This is a genomic window from Sporosarcina sp. GW1-11, assembly GCF_033088395.1.
GTDB lineage: Bacteria > Bacillota > Bacilli > Bacillales_A > Planococcaceae > Sporosarcina.
In genome coordinates this window covers 1-20,769 of record NZ_JAPMIW010000013.1, presented here as the reverse complement: position 1 = coordinate 20,769, position 20,769 = coordinate 1, and the positions used below count along the sequence as shown (strand labels likewise).

The following is a 20,769-nucleotide window of genomic DNA, read 5'->3' as shown; positions in this document are numbered from 1 at the left end:
CAGCAATTCCGAGTAGTTTATTGCGTGATAATTCCTTCGTTTTCACTTATCTTCTACCTTTCCATTGTACAATCTTTAGGTGTCTTTACAGGTGTAATCATACCACTTGTATTAGTGTTTTGACTAGTTTTTTAAAAGGATGTTATTTATGAGTTCTATGAGCGGGAGCGAGCGTTCTATGAGCGCGAACGGACTGGCTATGAGCGCGGGCGGGCATTCTATGAGCGGGAGCGGGAGTTCTATGAGCGGGGACGGTCCTGCTATGAGCGGGAGCGGGAGTTCTATGAGCGCGGACGGACTTGTTATGGGCGCGGGCGGGCATTCTATGAGCGCGGACGGACTGGCTATGAGCGCGGGCGGGAGTTCTATGAGCGCGGACGGACTGGCTATGAGCGCGGGCGGGAGTTCTATGAGCGCGGGCGGTCCTGCTATGAGCGGGAGCGGGCGTTCTATGAGCGCGAACGGACTGGCTATGAGCGGGAGTGGAGGTTCTATGAGCGCGGGCGGGCGTTCTATGAGCGCGGGCGGGCGTTCTATGAGCGCGGTCACATCCACTCAAAAAAAAATCCCGAAAGACTAAGTCTCCCGGAATTTGTTTGTGTTCTTATAGTCCAGCTTCTACTTCTTTAATCATTTCTTTCATCGATTGTAGTCCTCCACCAGATAGGTACCAGTATTCACCATTTAGGTAAACCGTTTTATCGTTCTTGAATGCATTTGTTTTCTTCACTAGGTCATTTTCAACAGAATCTTTCGCTGATGCGCCGTTACCGATTGCTGCATCACGGTCGATGACGAATAGGATATCTGGGTTTGTTTCCAAGATGTATTCAAATGTAATATTTTGTCCATGTGTAGAAACTTCGATTTTTTCGTCAGCTGGTTGGAAACCGAATACATCATGAACGAATCCGAAACGTGAGCTTGGGCCATATGCACTCACTTTACCTTCAGTTGCAAGAACGATCAATGCTTTGCTGTCTACTTCAGAAGTTTTTGCTTTGATTTCTTCGATGCTTGTATCAACGTTTGCTAGTTCCGTTTTCATTTCGTCTTCTTTATCAAAGATTGTTGCGATCTTTTCCATGTTCTCTTTGAATGATTCCATGTAGCGAGATGTATCCACACCCATAAAGATGGTCGGTGCGATTTCAGAGAATTGATCATACAAGTCCGATTGACGTCCAGAGATGAAGATAACGTCTGGCTTCATTGCGTTAATTGCTTCAAAATCTGGCTCTTTCAAACTTCCTAGATTTTCGTACTTTTCATCTTCATATGTAGAAAGATAGCTGGGTACGATTGCTTGTGGTAAACCTGCTACTTCAATTCCTAATTCGTCTAGTGTATCAAGCGTTCCAAAGTCAAATACTACAACCTTTTCAGGATTCTTTTCAAGTGTTGTTTCACCAAGTTCGTGGGTAATTGTTACTTCAGTGCTTTCTTCAGCTGGCTTCTCATTTGGAGTTGTATTGTCTGCTGGTTTTCCTTCTTCTTTTGCTCCACCACAAGCAGCAAGTGCAAGCATTAAGAGTAATGCGAATAGAGTTAATGTAAGTCTTTTCATTTTAGTCATATTCCTCACTTCTTTAAGAGTTAAAGTACACGCATATACGGCAATCTTTCATTTGTTGAATCGGGATTTCCATATCGTAGATTTCCCGAAGTGATTCAGAGTTGATGATGTCGTTCGTTGGACCGTCCTTGACAATCTTACCGTTTTTCAAGGCAACGATGCGGTCTGAATAAACAGAAGCAAAGTTGATGTCGTGTAAAACGATGACGACCGTTTTGCCCAGATCATTGACAAGCTGACGCAAGATTTTCATGATCTGAACGGAGTGTTTCATGTCTAAGTTGTTAAGTGGTTCATCAAGTAGAATATAGTCGGTGTCTTGTGCAATCGTCATGGCGATAAATGCACGTTGGCGCTGTCCCCCTGATAATTCATCCAAGTATGCTTCTTGCATGTCCATCAACCCCATATATTCGAGCGCCTGGTCAACCATCCGTTCGTCCTCTTCTTGGAGACGGCCCTTACAGTGCGGGAAACGACCAAATCCAACGAGTTCACGGATAGTCAATTTGACATTCATGAAATTGGATTGTTTCAGAATAGCAACGCGCTTGGCGAATTCATTGGACTTCATATTTTTCACTTTACTTTTATCAAGCAAAACTTCGCCCGTGTCGGCATCCATCAATCGGCTTACCATCGATAGAAGAGTAGATTTACCAGCCCCGTTCGGTCCAATGAATGACGTGATTTTTCCACGATGGATATTCACACTGACCTTTTCCACGACTGCCTTTTTCCCATAAAATTTCGTTAACTCACGAACTTGAATCATGAGGATCGACTCTCCTTTAATAGTAAATAGATAAAGTACATGCCACCGACAAAGTTAATGATCACACTTAGTGTGGTCGAGAATGAAAAGACGCGCTCAACGATCCATTGACCGCCAACTAATGCAATGACACTCATCAATGAAGCGCCAGCAATTAAGATGGAGTGCTTAAATGTCTTGAAGAACTGATAAGAAAGATTGGCAACGATCAGCCCGAAGAACGTAATGGGTCCGACTAACGCGGTTGAAACGGCAATTAGTACCGCCGATAGGATCAGCATCAGCTTGACAATTGATTGATACGGCACGCCTAAGTTGATCGCTGTATCGCGACCAAGTGACAAGGCGTCAAGTTCATTAATATAACGCCAACCGATGATGAGTGTTAGCACCAATATGCCAAATGCCCACCAAACTAAGTCCCCGTTGATATTATTGAAACTCGCAAACATCTTATCTTGCACACGCAAGAATTCATTCGGATCGATCATGACCTGCAGGAACGTCGAAATACTTCCGAAGAATGTACCGATAATAATACCGACTAATAGCAGGAAGTAGATCGGCCGGTTCCCTTTACCGAATAAAAAGTGGTAGAGCAGTAAAGCAAATAACACCATTGCACCGACCGACAGCATGAAATTGAATTGCTGGTTGATCAGGACAAATGAAGTAGAACCGAAAAAGAAAACTAGGACCGTCTGCAACAGGATATAGAGTGAATCCAATCCCATGATGCTTGGTGTTAAAATCCGGTTATGCGTAATCGTCTGGAAAATAACTGTGGAATAGGCTACCGCCACACCCGTTAGAGTCATTGCTACGACTTTGATCGCTCTTCTAGGGAGGGCGTAATCATAGCTACCATTCAATCCTTGAAATAAATACAAACTACAAAATACTAATGCACAAGCAGTCAAAATCAATAATTTCGTTCGGTTACGCATAAGCTTTCCTCCTAAACAACAAGTAAAGGAAAATTCCGCTACCGATGACACCGACCATCAAACTAATCGAGATCTCGTATGGGAAAATAATGACTCTACCTAAAATGTCGCAGATTAGAAGAAAGATTGCACCGAGCAATGCAGTATGCGGTAATGTCTTCTGAAGATGATCTCCTTTGAAAATCGAAACGATATTCGGGATGATCAATCCTAGGAATGGTATTAAGCCAACCGTCAATACTACCGTCGTTGTAATCAAAGCAACTAAAACCAATCCGATATTGACAATTCGTTTATATGCTAGCCCCAAGTTCTTGGAGAAGTCCTCTCCCATGCCAGCGACAGTAAAACGATTCGCATATAAATATGTAATGATCAAGACCGGTATGCTGATATACAAAAGCTCGTAACGGCCTTTCATGATCATTGAAAAGTCCCCCTGTAACCAAGACGACATATTCTGGATCACGTTTGCTTTAAAAGCAAAGAATGTGGATATGGACGAGAGGATATTACCAAACATCAGACCAACAAGCGGAATGAAGATGGCATCCTTGAATTTAATCCGATCCAGTATTTGCATAAATAAGAACGTACCAAGTAAGGCGAATGTAAAAGACACCGCCATTTTTTCTAATAGTGTTGCGTTGGTGAAAATTAACATAGAAACTAAAATTCCGAGTTTTGTTGCATCTAACGTTCCGGCTGTAGTTGGTGAAACGAATTTATTGCGGCTCAATTGCTGCATAATAAGACCTGCAATACTCATTCCAGCCCCCGCCAGTAAAATAGCAACTAACCGTGGCACACGACTAATTAAGAAAATCTCTGTTTCTTCTGAACGCCAATCTAGTAAATCCATCGGTGTAATACGACTAGCACCGACAAACAACGAAAGGAAGGAGAGCAGAATAACGGCTGTAATTAAGTAACGTTTCTTCATGAAGAACTCCGATATCGAATATTTGAGCTTTTCCACTTAAATGATAATGATTATCATTCGCCCACTAACTACATTAACGCGTTTTTTATATGATGTCAATATCTAAATGAAAATCATTATCATTCATTTTGTGACAAATGCTATAGTTATTCAGTAGTATTCGTTCTTATAAAGAATATAAAAAAGTCGTCTTCCGCTGTGTGGAAGACGACTCGTAGATAAGACTAAAAGGCTGAGCTAGCTAGCCCATCGGACACGTGTCAGCCTGAAACGTAGCGTAACGGCAACTTATCCTTTTGCCATTTAATTTGCAGTATGATGTTTCCGTTATTTCCCCATCATTTCGCTCATATCTACTGCATTATCAATGACTTCTTTTGGTACTCTGATCTCATCAATCTCATTGATTTTTGACATCGTACCTTTGATGTTTTGATCGATTTTCACTTTCTGACCCTCTTCATCTATAGTCATGACCATATCCATGTCGAAATTCTTCGTGAAAAATGTTTTCTTATCTAAAGTAAACTCGATAGCTAGACTATCAACATCAATTTGAGAAACGGCATCCAGCTCACTTTCATCCATTCCCGCTGGCATATTTTGCTCCATAATATCCTTCATAAGTGTACTGAATTTCTCGCCTGAACCTTTCAGTGAAAGGATATATTCATCATTCGTCTGCTCAAACTTGAAGTCGTCTGCAAATTGTTCATACATAGTAAAGTCAACGGCAGTACTTTGCGAATCTGCGATCTGTCCTGTAATTTGTTCATACATATCACCTGGGAACTTCATCCACTGACCCGATTGTGGATCTTTCATGAAAAAACCATCTTCTGTCATAAATTGCTCAATAGCCATATCTTCGCCATCCATCTTCATATTCATCGTTTGGCGCATAGCTAGCGGCTCTAAAATCATATCCATGTCGATTGTTGAATGAATTTCATGTGTTTCCCCATCCATTTCCATCGTTTGCTTCATGACCATTTCGGAATGCATACTTTGCTGTGCTTCTGCAGCAGCACTTGCTTTCTTCATGACATCAGCAGCGGTCAAGTCACTCTTCACCACAACTTCTTCTTTTTCTCCTGTGATTGGATCTTCTTTCGGTTCAGCTGTTTGTCCACAAGCACCTAGTGCAAATGCCAATGCCCCGGCTACTACTGTCATTGTCCACTTCTTCATTTGTACATCTCTCCTTCTTCATATTGGCTTCTCTTAGTTGTACGGTAGGGCTAAGAAAAAGGTTCAAAGTTATAGGAGTATATACAGAATCGAACCCTTCCTACCAAATCTACCCAACCCACTCATAGGCAATTAAAACGATTAACATGAGTAGTATGACTTAATTTTTCGGATAAGGTTTAAAACTATGTGTAGTGGGCAAACTAAAGATATCCCACCCCCTTTCTCTTCTTATAAAGAAAAAAGGATTTGGCTGCACGCATTGCGCGTGCAGCACTTTTTTTGTTTTCCATTACTTCAATACATACTCTTGCAATCGCTCATATTCACTTTCGGGCATTTCAACAGTCATCAGTGTGCCCTCTTCTTCATACGCAGTAGCTTTTACAGCTGCATTCTCATTCAACTGGGAGACAATTTCTCCTCGATCATACGGAATTAATAACTTACACGTAATGTATTCTCTAAATAAGTTTTTCTGAATTAATTTCAGCAACTCAGGTATACCTTCATTCTCCCTAGCAGACATCCAAATACTTTGATCTTGTACACGTGGATAAATAACATTCGCCAAATCTGCTTTGTTGTAGACATTTACCGTCGGAATACTCTCTACTCCGATATCTTGTAGTGTTTCATTTGTCACGTCCATCATATGTCCGTGTTCTACATTCGAGACATCGACGACATGCAATAATAAATCCGCATTTTTTGCCTCCTCTAACGTCGAACGGAATGCTTGGACCAAATGGTGAGGTAGCTTCGAGACAAATCCTACCGTATCCGTCAAAATAAACTCTTTCTTGTCAGGTAGTTTGATCTTTCGTACAGCTGTCTCTAGTGTGGCGAACAACATATCTTTTCCACTGACTTCCTTTGATTCATCAGCATCGGTATACTGCAACAGGCGGTTCATCAGCGTGGATTTCCCGGCATTCGTATAGCCTACGATTGAAACGACAGGAATACCACTACGCACGCGTTGCTTGCGTTGCGTTTCGCGCTGGTCGCGTACATGTTCTAGTTCACGGTGAAGCTTGGCAATCTGGTCTTCAATTTTCCGGCGATCCAGTTCAAGTTTTGTTTCACCTGCCCCTTTGTTTTGAAGGCCGCCACCCGTACCTCCACCTTGTCTACTAAGTGACGCACGTAAACCGACTAATCGCGGCAATGTGTATTGCAACTGTGCGAGTTCGACTTGCATTTGAGCTTCTCTATTTCTCGCACGTCGAGCAAATATATCAAGTATTAACATCGTACGATCGATAATTTTGCATTCCAGTTCTTTCTCTAAATTACGTAATTGTGAAGGTGATAATTCATCGTTGAAGATCAACAAGTTCGCACCCGTTTCTTCGTACACTTCGCGAATTTCATCCATCTTACCTTTACCGATATAATGGCCCGGATGTCTACGCTCTAGATTTTGCGTAACTTCCCCTATAACCTTTACATCAATCGCTTCCGCCAAATTACGCAGTTCTTCCATCGCATATTCAAAATGCAAATCCTTTTGTTCATGGACGCCGATAATTACGGCCTCTTCTATTAATACATCCATCCCCAACATCCTCCCCGGACACATCTTTATAAGTAGTTTACCCGTTGTTACGCTAACTAACCGTTCGTTGAAAAACGTACAGCCGTTAAACGTTCAGGTTGATCTTGCGTTTCCGCGAAGCGAAACACAACATCGCCAACTTGGATGTCATTTTCGTCGCCTACTTTCTGTGACAGCAAGACTGCCCACTCGCCTGTTTCCCTCAATGGATCTTCCACGTGAAAGATACATTCTGTAATTTTTTTCTTTAGTTGCTTAGCAGTACGTGCGCCTGTTTCCTTTAATCTAGTAAACCGTGATTCTTCGGGTTCTTCCCACTCTATGAAAAATGGATAGGGCAATTCGCTCGTCACGTCTTGCTCTACAAACAGCATCTTCCAGCGTAACAACTGTCCGTCTTCCGTCCTCCTAGAAGCGTCAAGAATAGCTGTCGTTTGAAACCCTTTATTGTCGAGCTCTTCTTTCCATTCTTCCATGTTATCGACAGAGAAACAGACCGTTGCCCAGCCATCGCCAGTTAATCGATCATGAAGAAACTGTGCGACGAGCGGTTGCGTGCTCGCTGCTTGCTTTGCCTTACTGTCATCTTCCACCGTCAGCCATTCAATGTAACCGTTATTCATATAAAACAAAGCATTAGCTGTTCCCCATTGCTCGTGGCGTCCACCCATAATTGCTTCATTTCCCTGTTGTTGCTGTTCCAAGACAACGTCCGTCAATTTTTTATCGGTAAAATACACGACATGATCTAGCTTCATCACATTCCCCTCCTGATCGTTTGTTTCTTTATCATACCAAACAAGCACAGCCGTTCATCATTTTCAGTCTTTCCTCTGTTTTTTGTCTAGATTACTAAAGTTTTGTATGATGAATACAGGATTCCGGTCAATATTTCCCGGGAAATTTGAATATTCGACAGGAGGAGCTTCAAATGAATCATGAAAAGTGGTTGGAACATACAATTGAAATGGCGATTACAAATGTCAAAGACGGTGGTGGACCATTTGCCGCAATCATTGTCAAAGACGGTAAAATCATCGGTTCAGGTACGAATCTAGTAGACTCCACATTCGATCCGTCTGCTCATGCAGAATTACTAGCGATAAAAGAGGCTTGCGCTAAATTGCAGACTCTTGATTTATCTGACTGCGTATTATATGCGAGCGGCGAACCATGCCCAATGTGTCTAGGTGCTTCGTACTGGGCAACTATCGGTGAAATCTACTACGCCTGTAGTAAGCAAGACGCCTACGAAGAAGTTGGCTTTGCGAATCCACTGAAAAATTTCTTCCGCGATCAGCAACTAACACCAGAAAAGCGCTCAATTCCATTCATCCAACGAAAATCCGCTAACGCGACAGCTCCTTTTATTGAGTGGGATAACCGACAAACAAAATAAGCTTCAATGTTTCCCGAAAGGTCAGAATAGTGTAGGATAATAGTAGAGTTTTAGGAGCGACATGCTGCTCTTAAGAAAATGAATGCGGAGGGATTACATGGTTATCGAATTATTAACATCTCACTCATCTGTACGTCGCTATAAAGATGAGCCTATCTCAAAAGAAACAATTATAGAATTAATCAAGGCAGGCCAACACGCGGCTAGTTCACATTTTGTGCAAGCTTGCTCGGTCATCTATGTAACAGATACAGAGAAGCGTGGCCAACTAGCCGAACTATCTAAAAACCGTCGCCAATTTTATACAGCAGGTGCGACATTAGTGTTCTGCATGGACTATAATCGTTTATCACATGCTGCTCGTTTACATGGCCGTGAAATCGACTACTCAGTAGCAGAAAACGTCTTAGTAGGCGCTATTGATGTAGGTTTATTCGCTCAAAATGTAGTTATCGCAGCCGAGTCAAAAGGGTATGGCATTTGCTATATCGGTGGAGTACGAAATGAAATTGAAGAAATTTCAAACATATTAGAATTACCAAAAGGTGTTGTACCTTTATTTGGCATGTCCATCGGTGTTCCAAACGAAGCAAATGGCGTAAAACCTCGTTTGCCAATAGAAGCAGTTTTACACGAAAATACGTACAACGAAGAGCAATATAAAGAAGTATTACCTGCATACGATAAAATCATGCAAGAATACTACGCAAGCCGCGAGTCCAATCAACGGGATGCAAAATGGACGGAAGAAATGGCAGACTTCCTAGAAACGCCCAAACGTCCACATATAAAAGCGTTCTTGGAGAAACAAGGATTCCTCTTTAACTGAAGAAAGACAGGAGTGTCAACCTATGTCAGTAGATGACGTACTGGAACTTCTCCAGAAACGCATGACAGATGGATCATTCATTCGTGCAACAATTAGTCAGCCCCGATTGAAGTCCAATGAAATCAAACGAATCAAACTGAAACCTATCGAACTAAGGGATGAATTTCATATCCAGTTTGAGTATCAACATGAACGCGTTCTCAAGCACGAAAATGTTGCCTATGATGACGTAGCGCTACCATTACAACAAGCACTTGAAAACTATAAACAATTCCATATCGATTTGACGAACGAAACGATACAGATTCAAATTTCCAAAAAGATGAAAGTTTCGATTAAACGAATATTTTTGGATACAGAAAAGACCGTCGATTATGCACATAACCGCATCAAACAATATGCGTTAAAAGAAGGTACACCCTATCCATTCCTCATTCGTTTAGGTGTACAAACACCAGAAGGTAAAGTGAAAAACCAGAAGCATGACAAATTCCGTCAAATCAATCGCTTTGTTGAATTGATCGACGATACACTGTCTCACTTGCCAAAAGACCGTCCCATCCGTATTTTGGATTTCGGCTCTGGCAAGTCATATTTAACGTTCGCCTTATATCATTATTTACGGATTGAAAAAGGCTTGGATATCCGTGTTACGGGACTGGATTTAAAAAAAGAAGTAATTGAGGAATGCCAAAAAATCGCACATGATTTACAGTACGATCATCTGGAATTCTTAGTTGGAGATATCAATGAGTATAGCGGAGATACAGCTGTAGATATGGTCGTGACATTGCATGCATGTGATGTGGCTACCGATATGGCACTTGCCAAAGCGGTCACATGGGGAGCTTCCGTTATTCTTTCCGTACCGTGCTGCCAGCATGAACTGTTTACTCAGTTGCAAGCTCCAGCACTTAACGTTATGCTACAACACGGCTTAGTGAAAGAACGATTTGCAGCATTAGCAACCGACTCGATCCGTGCAGAGTTACTAACATTGGTCGGCTACGAAGCACAACTCGTTGAATTCATCGATATGGAACATACACCAAAAAATATTTTGATCCGCGCATATCGCAATGACAAGAAACCGAGTCAAGCGCAAATCGAGCGCTACGTTGCATTCCGAGATCTATTGCAAGCTACGCCTTTTTTGGAAAATGAATTAAAAGCGTTGCTCAAATTTATTCCGAATAACGATAGCAGTAGCATTCAATAAAAACAAAATCGTCAACAACACAATGATTGTTGCGGCGGCTAAGTTTGCGTACTCCGCAAGCAGTGACGAATCAATTGTCCAGTAATAAATCTGCATCGGCAACACCGTAAATTTATCAAAAATGCTCATCGGGATCGGCAATAACAATGCGGGGATCCCGATGACTACTAGTGGCGCTGTCTCACCAATTGCTCGAGATAATGCTAAAATAGACCCCGTCATAATACTCGGCAATGCGACAGGCAATAAAACCGATCGAATGGTTTGCCATTTCGTAGCACCTAACCCGTAAGAAGCCTCACTTAAAAACCCCGGAATCGCACGCATAGCTTCCTGACTAGAAACGATGACAATCGGTAACACCAGTAGTGCCATCGTCAAACCACCCGCTAACACACTATTACCAAAATCAAGCGCACGTACAAAAAGTGTCATACCTAGGATTCCATAAACGATTGAAGGTACTCCTGCTAAGTTTGCAATATTCGTTTGAATTAAACTACGTAATTTCCCTTTTTTTGCATACATCTCTAAATAGATAGCTGTTCCCACACCTATCACCGTAGTAAGAGGTATAACTACTGCCATTAGCCACAATGTACCGAAAATAGCACCTTTAATTCCCGCTTGATCCGGCTGTGTAGAAAGACGTCCTGTCAAAAATCCGGTGTTAAGCCAACCAGCTCCCTGTTCAATCACTCGATACAATAGTATGAACAGTACAAGTAAACCGAACAAAGAAGCTGAAAGAAAGACAAACCGTGCGAATTGATTACTGATCATACGAAATCGTAAATGCCCTTGGGTCATCACTTAGTATTCCTCCTTAAATCGATTGGAAATATACCGTGCCAGCATGTTCATCGCGAGCGTAAAGACAAATAGCGTCATAGCTACAGCATAAAGACTATAATAGATCGTCGTGCCTGCCGAAGCATCCCCGCCTGTTACTTCTACAATATAAGCCGTCATTGTTTGCATGGATTCTGTAACATTTAGCGTGAAGTTTTTTGAGCTACCACTCGCAATCGTAACAATCATCGTTTCCCCAATCGCACGCGATATTCCTAGTACAACCGATGCGATAATTCCTGATAAGGCTGCCGGAATAACTACTTTCCTTGTTACTTCTAGCTTCGTTGCACCTAAACCAAATGCACCATCGCGCAAGGCGTTCGGTACAGATCGCATCGCATCTTCTGAAAGTGAAGCGATCATTGGAATGATCATAATCCCCATAACGATACCTGGACTTAATAAATTCGTCGCTTGTAAACTTGGAATCCATTCTCGTAAGACCGGTGTCACAAAAGTGAAGGCAAAAAATCCATAAACAATCGTCGGAATCCCTGCCAATAATTCTAATGCCGGCTTCAAAAACTTTCTCCAGCGAGCAGAAGCATATTCACTCAAATAAATAGCAGTCATCAAGCCGAACGGAATCGCGACTACCATCGCGATGACAGTCGATAAAATCGTCCCAAGAAGCAGTGGCAAGACACCAAATTGCGGAGTCTGACTCAAAGGTTTCAGTACCGTACCGGTGAAAAATTCTGTTATAGTGACACGCTGAAAAAAGCTGACCGTCTCGGATAATAGCACAACGACAATGCCCACAGTTGTGATAATTGATAGAAAGGTCAGCAAAAATAATCCAATGGGAATCCATCGTTCACGCGCTGCCCGGCGCTGGTGCCTTGCTGCAACTTGCTGGAAATGACTTTCTTTTGAAGTCACCTGTCTCGTTACCATATTCTCACTCCCTATATGTAACGGCGGGAGTGGAGAACTTCTTCTCCCTCCCGCCACATCGTACGTATGAAGTCTGTTTTACAGACTGCTCAAGAATTCTAGATTCTCGATTAATTCATTTTCTGGGACTGGTGCAAAGCCTGTTTCCGCTGAGAGTTTATTAGCATTTTCTATGACGTACTTCGCAAAATCTAATACTTGTGGATTTTCCTTTGCGTGATCAACATTTAAGTACGTGAATACCGGACGCGTAAACTGTGCGTAAGCTCCTTCTTCTGAAATTGTATCAAGTGCTGGTTCTACCGCTCCATTACCAAAATCGACGCTGACCGCTTGTAGTTGATCCGTATTATTCGCATAATAGCCATAGCCAAAGAATGCAATACCATTTTTGTCTTCAGATACTAGATTTACTAACGTCGAATAGTCCTGCTGCAAGTTTACGTGCTCGCTCATATCTGTTTCTTCCATTACTTTTTCATAGAAGAACTCATATGTTCCGTGGTTTTCGTTTGGACCCATCGGTTTAATGTCTTCAGCTGGCCAATCTGGATTAATGTCTGACCACTTTTTCACGTCACTACCCGCTACGAAAATACTAATTAATTGTTCAGGTGTCATTTCAGTTGCCCAGTCATTTTCTTTGTTAATAACGAATGTTAATCCATCTAACGCAACTTTCAATTCTTTTATTTCCATCCCTAGTTTCTCAGCTTCTGCCTTCTCTTCCTCTTTGATCGGACGGGATGCATCATTAAAATCGGTGCCATTTTCTACTAAAAACTTCTTAAATCCAGCCCCGGTCCCTGCACGACTAACTTCTACTGAAACATCCTGTTGCTCGTTTACCATATATTCTTCAGCAATTTTCGCCATTAACGGATACACAGTTCCTGAACCATCGATCACGACACTACCTTCCATTTTTTCCGGTTCATTCGTTTCTGCATCTTCTTTTGAACCGTCGGCTTCCGTGTTACTGCACGCTACCATAAATACGGCCGCGAATAAAAGACCTACCCACCATCCTGCTTTTTTCAACTGCATCCTGATCGCTCCTCGTATTAGTAATCTCTTCTACAAGTAAGACTATACTGGTTGAATGTAAAGCTAGTGTGGATACTATGTAAAGGTTTTGTTAAGTAGTGAAAAACTCAAAAAAAAAGGAACGGAATTGAGTACATCAATCCGCTCCCTGCCAGTTCTATTATTGAGGTAAGTGCTCGATAATACTATCTACTGCTTGTTTAATATATCGTGGCTCTGTTCCCAAGTTCAAGCGAATGAACCCTTTAGAATTTTCTCCGAACCACTCGCCGTAGTCGATTGCTAGTCTACATGTATCTTGGATGAATTCTTTGACGCCATCCGGCTGAATATACGCGCGAAGATCAATCCATAGTAAATACGTACCTTCAAGTGGTGTAATAACTAACTTTGGTGCATGCTCAGTGAATTGTTCAACTGCATAGCGTTCATTTGATTTGACGACTGCTCGCAACCCGTCAAGCCAATCCGCACCGTGGCGGAATGCTGCTTCGGAAGCAGTCATTCCAAGCAAGTTTACTTCTGTTTGATTGACCGATTTGACGAATTGATCGAACTGCTCACGCAATGCTTCATTTTCAATGATGATTTGCGATGTCAATAAGCCAGCTAAGTTAAATGTCTTCGAAGCTGCTGTCACTGTTACTATACGTTCAGAGAACTTGCCGTCTGCGACAATTGCAGATGGAATATGTGTATGATCGCCAAATGTCATATCATGATGAATTTCATCAGAAACGATTAGTACATCATGCTTGTCACAAATGCCCAATAGTGTCTCCGCTTCTTCAGCCGTCCACACACGACCCACTGGATTATGAGGCGTACAATGGATAAACAATTTCACATCATTGTCGATGATTTGCTTTTCAAAGTCTTCAAAGTCAATAGTGTACGTACCATCTGTATTAATAAGTTCACTACTAACAAGCGTACGTCCTGTATCTTTCACCGCATTAGCAAACGGATAATAGACGGGCGATAAAATAATGACCGCATCTTTCGGTTTCGTGAACGCATTGACAAACCAATAAAGCGCCGTCACGACACCTGTCGAAAAACGCATCCATTCCGCTTGTACTTCGTAGCCGTGACGCTCGCGTTCCCAATGAATAAACGCTTCATAATAAGAATCTGGAACGTATGTATAACCGAACACACCATGATTCACTTTCTCCATAATCGCTTCCACTACTTGCTCAGGTACTTTGAATTCCATATCCGCTACCCATGCTGCAAGTAGATCTGCATCACCGAAACGTTCTTCTAGTTTGTCCCACTTCAACGAGTTTGTACCTTTTCGCTCAATTGCATAACGCTCTAAAAACTCTTCTTTATTCATAGTAAAGCCTCCCGATCTTTTCGATTGTTCTACCTATCAGTCTTCTCAGATTGTATCATATGTCCTCTTTCACTACCTATGTTGTCGCTAATAATTCTTTTGCTGTATACTATAGTATTGAAATGGAATTACGTTGGAGGTTGTACATTTGAACAAATGGCATGCCATGATTATTCTGGCAACACTACTATTTTTCTGTTCTATACAGTCTGTTAGTGCGCGTATGGCAGACGTGAAATATATCGATATCCCCAATCACCACTGGGCGAAAAATGAAGTCATGCAGTTAGATGAAATGAAAATCATCACGGGTGATTATGATATGCAATTCCATCCAGATGCCCCCTTAACAAAAGGACAGGTAGCCGTTTCCTTATCCAAGATTTTCGGCTCCAAATTACTTGATAATCCTTATGGCTTTTCCGACGTAAAAACAGGTTCTGACAAAGCACTCTTTGCGTCAACAGCTGTAGAAAATGGCTGGTTACAACCGAAGTCTTCTGGAACATTTGGCTTTGATGATCCAATGACTGAGCAAGAATTATGGGATGCATTGGTCGCTGCCTTTGAATTAAAAAATAATGGCGGAAAGGTATTACCGAAGATTTGGCCTGCACGTAGAGATCAAGTGACGCTACAGGACGTTACCAACTTTCACTTCTTAACGACAGAAGAGTTTTTAGCGTATGGCGAGCCGCTAGCTTCAAGAGCCTTTTTCTCTAAAGCACTACATCAACTATTAGTGGAAACTAATCGTATTAAACAACCAAAATTCTATACGTTATCTACTGTAAAAGAATCTGCTAACTACAGTCCGGTTGATAAATCCCTTCATTTAGGAAGCGTACCGTTCGATAATCATCCACTTTACATACGCTCGACAGAACCATTTATGTATAAGGACTTTAAACGAATCAATTACGGCTTTTCGCGTGATCAAGTCTACACCTATGCGGTAGGAAGAAATGGAGCAGAAATTGAACTAACTGTTCGGGACTTTGATAATCAAGACGTTTTTGTCTTCTCAAAACTCACAAATCCATCTAACGTACCCGTCACCGTCGATGTATTACAAAAAGAAGAAGACGTAGCGCATTTTGACTTATATCGCTTCGACCGCTATCCACTGATGCGTCTAAATAAAAATGCGGTTGATTCTGATATGACCTCCTATCCGACAGGGGTACTACGCTTCATCAAGACGGACGGTACCGTGGAAGAACGAATGATTGGACAAGCGTATCAATCAAAACAATTATCTATGCACTATGATAACGACGAACAAAGTGTAACGCGGGAACTTCTTGGTGAGCAGGAGAATCTTTCATACGCTGTAGCGGGAAAGACCTTATTATCCGTCTACACACTGCAAGCAAATACCGACGAAGTCACTGATCATTGGTATGTCGATTCTGACAAGCCACTGTTCCAATCAAAAGAGAATATCTTCCGTTGGATGCGAGAGACTAGTCAAAATCATCGGAAACGAAATAATTGGTATACAGCAGATGGTCCGTACAACAAACTAGCAGAATCTACAGAACCGATGCCAGCATCCGGACAAAATTATGGTCGCTTGCTACTTATGCTAAAAGAAGATCGCGCCTTGACACTGTATCATGAACAGAAAGATCGTTATTTTGAAGTCCTAGTTTATAACGCATTTGTGAATTTAAAGAACTTCAAAAAAGACAAAGATTATTGGGAAACTGAAGTAACGAGCACCTATCTCAAGCATTTATATGACATTCATGCACCATTTATCGATACGCGATTCAATGAACAGATTGCTTTATTTTATTACAATATCGGTGGTGAATTCGGGATCCCTTCCGCTAAGGAACCTTTACGCAACTATGCCGATTTACTCGTCTCGCAAAAACGTAAAGGCAATACGATAACAGTAGCGAGAGACGCTTATTACATCGCGGACTATTTCCCTATCAATCAGCAAGTAACAACACATACCTCCATGAATCATGCGCTTGGCGGTATGAATATATTGCTTATGGCTTACCAAGAATTTGGCGATTGGAAATATCTTCAGACAGCACGCAGTATCCAACAAGCAATCGTCTATGATAAAAACAAATGGATTCGTGATAACGGTGATATTTGGTACCGCATCTCGCCTGACAAATCATTCAAAGGTGACGACTATTTACATCTAACACTTGAAGATTTAATCGATTCCTACCAGTTATGGCAACAAGTCGATGCTAGCTACTTACCTACATTAAAGCAACTCATTATTTCGAAGGCGGGTTTCTTATCGAATGAAAAGCTCGGCTATACGACGAAGATTAAAAAGGGCTTAAAAAGTATAGGGTTATCTGAGTATTTACCTGAAGGTGACGAAGTGACAGATGCGCTATAAATGCTAAAAGCAGAGACGATGTAAAACTTTCGTCTCTGCTTTTTTATTGCTGCTCCGCGTACACATTCATCGCATCCCGCATAAACCTAGCTAAACCTTCTCCAAACTGATCAATATTTTTTGTAAACCGTTCATCCGCCACATACAACTCTCCAAGCCCTTTAAACGCATCTAGTGAATAACTGCCCATACGATTCAGCAATAAAAACCATTCCTCAATAGCATCTTGCGCTTCAATGGAATCAACCTTTAAATGTCTAATATCCGCAAGCTTATAGTAGATCCGATTCATTTCTTCTTGAATCTCTTCAGTAAATTGGCTGTTCGTTTGCTCAATTGCTTTCTTACCCCAGCGAGCCTTCGCTTCCTCTTCGTAAGGATTTTTTCCAAAATCAAAACCTTTGAATTTCTCTTCATTCGTCATTTTATTCCCCCCTTTCTCGGATTATCGATCGTTGCAAGCATCATCTCCAGTTGCGACTTCTTTTGTATCAACATGTCGCGCTGCAATTCAAGAGCCTCCAGCCGCTTGAATGCTGGACTACTTAGCAATTCCTTAATGTGTGTTAATGAAAAGCCAAGTTCACGAAAGAATAATATTTGCTGAAGTTCAGCTATGTTTTCATCTGAATATAGGCGATAACCTGCCTCTGTCAATTGATCAGGAACGAGCAACCCTATGTCATCGTAATGATGCAGTGTGCGAATACTGATACCTGTCAGCTCCGATACTTCCTTCACTTTCAATAGTGTTCTCCCCCTCTCTACTTCTACTATAAAGCCTACCGTTACGTTAGAGTCAATTAAAAGTTTCATTCATGTAATCAAATAGTAAAGTTAGTATAAGCAAACGCAAAAGAGCCACCTTCGCATATGCAGGCAGCTCTTTTGTATTTAGTACTTTTCTCTTTCAAGCATCTCAAGCGTTTCATAATACTCACGTGTAATTTCTGGATTTTCTTTATATGTTATCAAACTAACTACATACGTTACGACTAAACAAATAATAAATCCCGGTACGATCTCATATAGCGAACTAGAGAGCACCTTCACACTGCCCCAAATGCCTACCGTAATCGCACCGGCAATCATACCGAATAACGCGCCTTTGACAGTGACCTTTTTCCAATAAAGCGTCAATAAGATAATCGGTCCAAATGCGCCACCAAACCCTGCCCAAGCGAACGATACTAGTTTTAGAATCGATTCTTTATTCGGCCAAGCGAGAATCATCGCAACGATAGCCACAACTAGAACCGCTACACGTCCTAAGAAAACGTATTGACGATCGGTAGCAGTCGTTTTGAAAACCGCTTTATATAAATCCTCTACTAGCGCAGATGAAGTAACGATTAATTGAGAAGAAATCGTACTCATAATTGCAGCTAATACAGCCGCCAACATAATACCCGCGATAAGTGGATGGAAAATAATTTGTCCTAGAACAATAAAGACCGTTTCCGCATCCGCCAGTTCAGTAGCGTTCTGTTGGAAATACGCAACCCCTACAAAGGCTGTCGCAATGGCACCAAGCAAACTTAACAACATCCAACCGATACCAATCCGTCTTGCACTCTTCGTCTCTTTTACTGAACTAATCGCCATGAATCGAACGATAATATGCGGCTGGCCAAAATAACCGAGCCCCCATGCGAGCGATGATATAATCCCTACAACACTGACACCTGATACAAAGTTAAACAACGTAGGGTCTGCCAGACGTATACTTGCAACTGTTTCCGAAAAGCCCCCTGTAATAAAGATCCCGACCGATGGAACTAAGATCAATGCCAAAAACATGATAAGTCCTTGGACAAAGTCGGTATAACTTACTGCCAAAAACCCGCCGAATAGCGTATATGCAATAACGACTGCGGATACGATTAACAGCCCCGTATGATACTCTAAACCGAATGAACTTTGAAAGAACTTTCCTCCCGCTACCATACCTGAAGACACATAGAATGTAAAAAATACTAAAATTATGATTCCAGAAGCTACCCGCAGTAAATGAGATGTATCTTTTAATCTGTTCTCTAAGAAACTCGGAATTGTGATCGAGTTATTCGAAACTTGCGTGTATACACGAAGACGCGGTGCTACAAAGAGCCAGTTTAAATACGCACCAATCGTTAAGCCAATCGCAATCCATGCTTCGCCAAGTCCACTTAAATAAATAGCACCCGGTAGCCCCATCAATAGCCAGCCAGACATATCCGAAGCACCCGCACTCAACGCTGTAACCGCTGGACCAAGCGAGCGTCCGCCTAACATATAGTCCGTCAGATTCGACGTCCGTCTAAACGCATACCAACCGATAAACAGCATCGCTGCCATGTATAAAATGATTGATATAAGCTGATACATTTGTTCCGCCATACAATCCCCTCCTTTTTACTATTAATATATCTATTCTACCTGATGATTAGCACCCTTTAAACAACTATCATCAGATTCGTAGATCGGAACTACATTTCTCGATAGTATTCCCCGGGAAATGACATACAATTTTTTGCGATTTATTGTCCAACCCTTTTTGAAACCTTCTCCTCTTACGTAACGTATATGTACAAACAAAAGGAGGAGATCATATGTTACACACGACAACGAATACACTGCAAGGTCGAACAATTGAAACGTATCACGGGATTGTATCAGGAGAAACGATCATGGGAGCGAATATTGTGCGGGATATTTTTGCATCCGTTACGGATATCGTAGGCGGGCGTAGTTCAGCCTATGAAAGTAAACTGACTGAAGCTCGTCAGACGGCTATCGATGAGATGTCTCACAAAGCAAGCGCTATGGGGGCGAACGCTGTGATTGGTGTGGACTTGGATTTTGAAATGGTACGTGAAGGTATGATGATGTGCATCGCAACCGGCACTGCCGTTACGTATCGAGATGGAGAATAACTGCGATGCCTCTCTAAATGAATCGTTGAAGGCGATGTGTTGAAGATGATTCGTACTATTTATTACATTTAACGGCTCTTCGAAAGAAGTCTCCACCTTCAAACGTATGAAGGATGAAGCCCTACGGTAAGGTGGAGATGAATTTCGGATAGGCGATAGCTAAAAAGTAATTGCGGTTGCTTTTTATTTTTCGCTTGTATCCAATCCGTAGTATAATGAATAAAGGTGGTATATCAGTGAAATTAAACAATAATATACCAAAATGACGAAGTTTATCAATGCCTATAAAAGTGAGGTGAAATGACACGACTACACATAATAAAGCCTACAAATTCCGCTTGTATCCAACAGATGAACAAGCATGTCTTATACGTAAAACCTTCGGCTGTGTTCGATTTGTCTATAACAAGATGTTAGCCGAACGAAAAGAAGCGTATGAGAAGTACAAAGACAACAAAGATGAACTGAAGAAGCAAAAACTGCCTACCCCTGCTAAATACAAAACAGAGTTTGAATGGCTGAAAGAGGTAGATTCTCTAGCTCTAGCAAATGCTCAACTAAATTTGCAAACAGCATATAAAAACTTCTTCAATGGCACGGCTGATTTTCCTACATTCAAAAGTAAGAAGTCCAGAAAGTCCTATAAAACGAATGTAGTGAATGGCAATATTATGTTGCTAGCTGGTCATATCAAATTACCAAAACTTAAACTTGTCAAAATCAAACAACATCGCACGATCCCTCCAAACCATACGATTAAGTCATGTACAATTTCTATGACACCAGCAGGCGCATATTATGTCTCTATCTTAACTGAATATGAAAAAGAAATCGTTCAGAAAGAAATAGAAAGTATCGTTGGATTAGATTTTGCGATGGCTGAACTTTACGTAAGT

18 protein-coding genes and 2 pseudogenes are annotated in these 20,769 nt (G+C 41.6%); 6 read left to right on the top strand and 14 right to left on the bottom strand.

The window, feature by feature from the left end:
- Positions 1-123: 123 nt before the first annotated feature.
- The 8 genes from ORD22_RS09585 to ORD22_RS09550 all read right to left on the bottom strand — a co-directional run bounded on the left by ORD22_RS09585 (position 124) and on the right by ORD22_RS09550 (position 7,751).
- Complete coding sequence (locus ORD22_RS09585; protein WP_317645735.1) at positions 124-555, bottom strand: ribosomal eL19 family protein; 432 nt, start codon at positions 553-555, stop codon at positions 124-126.
- A gap of 49 nt (positions 556-604) precedes the next feature.
- Positions 605-1,567, bottom strand: a complete 963-nt coding sequence (locus ORD22_RS09580) for a siderophore ABC transporter substrate-binding protein (RefSeq protein WP_317645797.1) — start codon at positions 1,565-1,567, stop codon at positions 605-607.
- Between the two features lie 22 nt (positions 1,568-1,589).
- Positions 1,590-2,351 (bottom strand): iron ABC transporter ATP-binding protein, encoded by a 762-nt coding sequence (locus tag ORD22_RS09575; RefSeq protein WP_317645734.1) that lies wholly within the window; start codon positions 2,349-2,351, stop codon positions 1,590-1,592.
- On the bottom strand, positions 2,348-3,298 hold the full coding sequence (locus ORD22_RS09570) for an iron chelate uptake ABC transporter family permease subunit (RefSeq protein WP_317645733.1): 951 nt from the start codon (positions 3,296-3,298) through the stop codon (positions 2,348-2,350). Before ORD22_RS09570 ends, ORD22_RS09575 begins: the two co-directional genes overlap by 4 nt.
- On the bottom strand, positions 3,291-4,241 hold the full coding sequence (locus ORD22_RS09565) for an ABC transporter permease (protein ID WP_317645732.1): 951 nt from the start codon (positions 4,239-4,241) through the stop codon (positions 3,291-3,293). The genes ORD22_RS09570 and ORD22_RS09565 overlap by 8 nt, the downstream gene beginning before the upstream one ends.
- A gap of 327 nt (positions 4,242-4,568) precedes the next feature.
- Positions 4,569-5,432, bottom strand: a complete 864-nt coding sequence (locus ORD22_RS09560; protein ID WP_317645731.1) for a DUF6612 family protein — start codon at positions 5,430-5,432, stop codon at positions 4,569-4,571.
- 292 nt (positions 5,433-5,724) lie between these two features.
- Positions 5,725-6,993 (bottom strand): GTPase HflX, encoded by a 1,269-nt coding sequence (hflX, locus tag ORD22_RS09555; protein ID WP_317645729.1) that lies wholly within the window; start codon positions 6,991-6,993, stop codon positions 5,725-5,727.
- 56 nt (positions 6,994-7,049) lie between these two features.
- Positions 7,050-7,751 carry a VOC family protein gene (locus tag ORD22_RS09550; protein ID WP_317645727.1) on the bottom strand — a complete coding sequence of 234 codons (702 nt, stop codon included), beginning with the start codon at positions 7,749-7,751 and terminating at the stop codon, positions 7,050-7,052.
- 173 nt (positions 7,752-7,924) lie between these two features.
- Here ORD22_RS09550 and ORD22_RS09545 point away from each other — a divergent pair, with 173 nt between their 5' ends.
- From ORD22_RS09545 to ORD22_RS09535, 3 genes are all read left to right on the top strand, one after another.
- Complete coding sequence (locus tag ORD22_RS09545; RefSeq protein ID WP_317645726.1) at positions 7,925-8,392, top strand: nucleoside deaminase; 468 nt, start codon at positions 7,925-7,927, stop codon at positions 8,390-8,392.
- Between the two features lie 97 nt (positions 8,393-8,489).
- A complete protein-coding gene (gene nfsA / locus ORD22_RS09540) occupies positions 8,490-9,221 on the top strand; it encodes an oxygen-insensitive NADPH nitroreductase (RefSeq protein WP_317645725.1) in 732 nt (243 codons plus the stop codon).
- A gap of 22 nt (positions 9,222-9,243) precedes the next feature.
- A complete protein-coding gene (locus tag ORD22_RS09535; protein ID WP_317645724.1) occupies positions 9,244-10,440 on the top strand; it encodes a class I SAM-dependent methyltransferase in 1,197 nt (398 codons plus the stop codon).
- Here the strand turns inward: ORD22_RS09535 and pstA are convergent.
- The 4 genes from pstA to ORD22_RS09515 form a co-directional block, all read right to left on the bottom strand.
- The gene (gene pstA, locus ORD22_RS09530; RefSeq protein WP_317645796.1) at positions 10,387-11,250 is read right to left on the bottom strand and encodes a phosphate ABC transporter permease PstA; all 864 of its coding nucleotides are present in this window, start codon (positions 11,248-11,250) and stop codon (positions 10,387-10,389) included. The genes ORD22_RS09535 and pstA overlap by 54 nt on opposite strands.
- Positions 11,251-11,253: 3 nt before the next feature.
- Positions 11,254-12,192 (bottom strand): phosphate ABC transporter permease subunit PstC, encoded by a 939-nt coding sequence (gene pstC / locus ORD22_RS09525; RefSeq protein ID WP_317645723.1) that lies wholly within the window; start codon positions 12,190-12,192, stop codon positions 11,254-11,256.
- A gap of 78 nt (positions 12,193-12,270) precedes the next feature.
- A complete protein-coding gene (locus ORD22_RS09520) occupies positions 12,271-13,239 on the bottom strand; it encodes a PstS family phosphate ABC transporter substrate-binding protein (RefSeq protein WP_317645722.1) in 969 nt (322 codons plus the stop codon).
- 160 nt (positions 13,240-13,399) lie between these two features.
- The gene (locus ORD22_RS09515) at positions 13,400-14,581 is read right to left on the bottom strand and encodes a MalY/PatB family protein (protein WP_317645721.1); all 1,182 of its coding nucleotides are present in this window, start codon (positions 14,579-14,581) and stop codon (positions 13,400-13,402) included.
- Between the two features lie 148 nt (positions 14,582-14,729).
- Here ORD22_RS09515 and ORD22_RS09510 point away from each other — a divergent pair, with 148 nt between their 5' ends.
- Positions 14,730-16,958: an S-layer homology domain-containing protein gene (locus tag ORD22_RS09510; RefSeq protein WP_317645720.1), complete on the top strand. Its 2,229-nt coding sequence runs from the start codon at positions 14,730-14,732 to the stop codon at positions 16,956-16,958.
- Between the two features lie 43 nt (positions 16,959-17,001).
- On the opposite strand, the pseudogene ORD22_RS09505 reads toward ORD22_RS09510, so the two are convergent.
- Positions 17,002-17,774 (bottom strand): annotated as a pseudogene (locus ORD22_RS09505) (MerR family transcriptional regulator).
- Positions 17,775-17,852: 78 nt separating this feature from the next.
- A complete protein-coding gene (gene putP, locus ORD22_RS09500; protein ID WP_317645719.1) occupies positions 17,853-19,337 on the bottom strand; it encodes a sodium/proline symporter PutP in 1,485 nt (494 codons plus the stop codon).
- A 212-nt stretch (positions 19,338-19,549) separates the two neighbouring features.
- Between putP and ORD22_RS09495 the strand changes: the two genes are divergently transcribed.
- Together ORD22_RS09495 and ORD22_RS09490 are read left to right on the top strand one after the other, a co-directional pair.
- The gene (locus tag ORD22_RS09495; RefSeq protein WP_317645718.1) at positions 19,550-19,873 is read left to right on the top strand and encodes a YbjQ family protein; all 324 of its coding nucleotides are present in this window, start codon (positions 19,550-19,552) and stop codon (positions 19,871-19,873) included.
- A 308-nt stretch (positions 19,874-20,181) separates the two neighbouring features.
- Positions 20,182-20,769: pseudogene (locus ORD22_RS09490) on the top strand (RNA-guided endonuclease TnpB family protein); the annotation flags it as partial.

Bases quoted from the DNA above. Each gene is read 5' to 3' on its own strand.
- ORD22_RS09580 (WP_317645797.1), bottom strand. From the start codon at position 1,567: ATGAAAAGACTTACATTAACTCTATTCGCATTACTCTTAATGCTTGCA.
- ORD22_RS09575 (WP_317645734.1), bottom strand. From the start codon at position 2,351: ATGATTCAAGTTCGTGAGTTAACGAAATTTTATGGGAAAAAGGCAGTC.
- ORD22_RS09570 (WP_317645733.1), bottom strand. From the start codon at position 3,298: ATGCGTAACCGAACGAAATTATTGATTTTGACTGCTTGTGCATTAGTA.
- ORD22_RS09565 (WP_317645732.1), bottom strand. From the start codon at position 4,241: ATGAAGAAACGTTACTTAATTACAGCCGTTATTCTGCTCTCCTTCCTT.
- ORD22_RS09560 (WP_317645731.1), bottom strand. From the start codon at position 5,432: ATGAAGAAGTGGACAATGACAGTAGTAGCCGGGGCATTGGCATTTGCA.
- hflX (WP_317645729.1), bottom strand. From the start codon at position 6,993: ATGGATGTATTAATAGAAGAGGCCGTAATTATCGGCGTCCATGAACAA.
- ORD22_RS09550 (WP_317645727.1), bottom strand. From the start codon at position 7,751: ATGAAGCTAGATCATGTCGTGTATTTTACCGATAAAAAATTGACGGAC.
- ORD22_RS09545 (WP_317645726.1), top strand. From the start codon at position 7,925: ATGAATCATGAAAAGTGGTTGGAACATACAATTGAAATGGCGATTACA.
- nfsA (WP_317645725.1), top strand. From the start codon at position 8,490: ATGGTTATCGAATTATTAACATCTCACTCATCTGTACGTCGCTATAAA.
- ORD22_RS09535 (WP_317645724.1), top strand. From the start codon at position 9,244: ATGTCAGTAGATGACGTACTGGAACTTCTCCAGAAACGCATGACAGAT.
- pstA (WP_317645796.1), bottom strand. From the start codon at position 11,250: ATGACCCAAGGGCATTTACGATTTCGTATGATCAGTAATCAATTCGCA.
- pstC (WP_317645723.1), bottom strand. From the start codon at position 12,192: ATGGTAACGAGACAGGTGACTTCAAAAGAAAGTCATTTCCAGCAAGTT.
- ORD22_RS09520 (WP_317645722.1), bottom strand. From the start codon at position 13,239: ATGCAGTTGAAAAAAGCAGGATGGTGGGTAGGTCTTTTATTCGCGGCC.
- ORD22_RS09515 (WP_317645721.1), bottom strand. From the start codon at position 14,581: ATGAATAAAGAAGAGTTTTTAGAGCGTTATGCAATTGAGCGAAAAGGT.
- putP (WP_317645719.1), bottom strand. From the start codon at position 19,337: ATGGCGGAACAAATGTATCAGCTTATATCAATCATTTTATACATGGCA.
- ORD22_RS09495 (WP_317645718.1), top strand. From the start codon at position 19,550: ATGTTACACACGACAACGAATACACTGCAAGGTCGAACAATTGAAACG.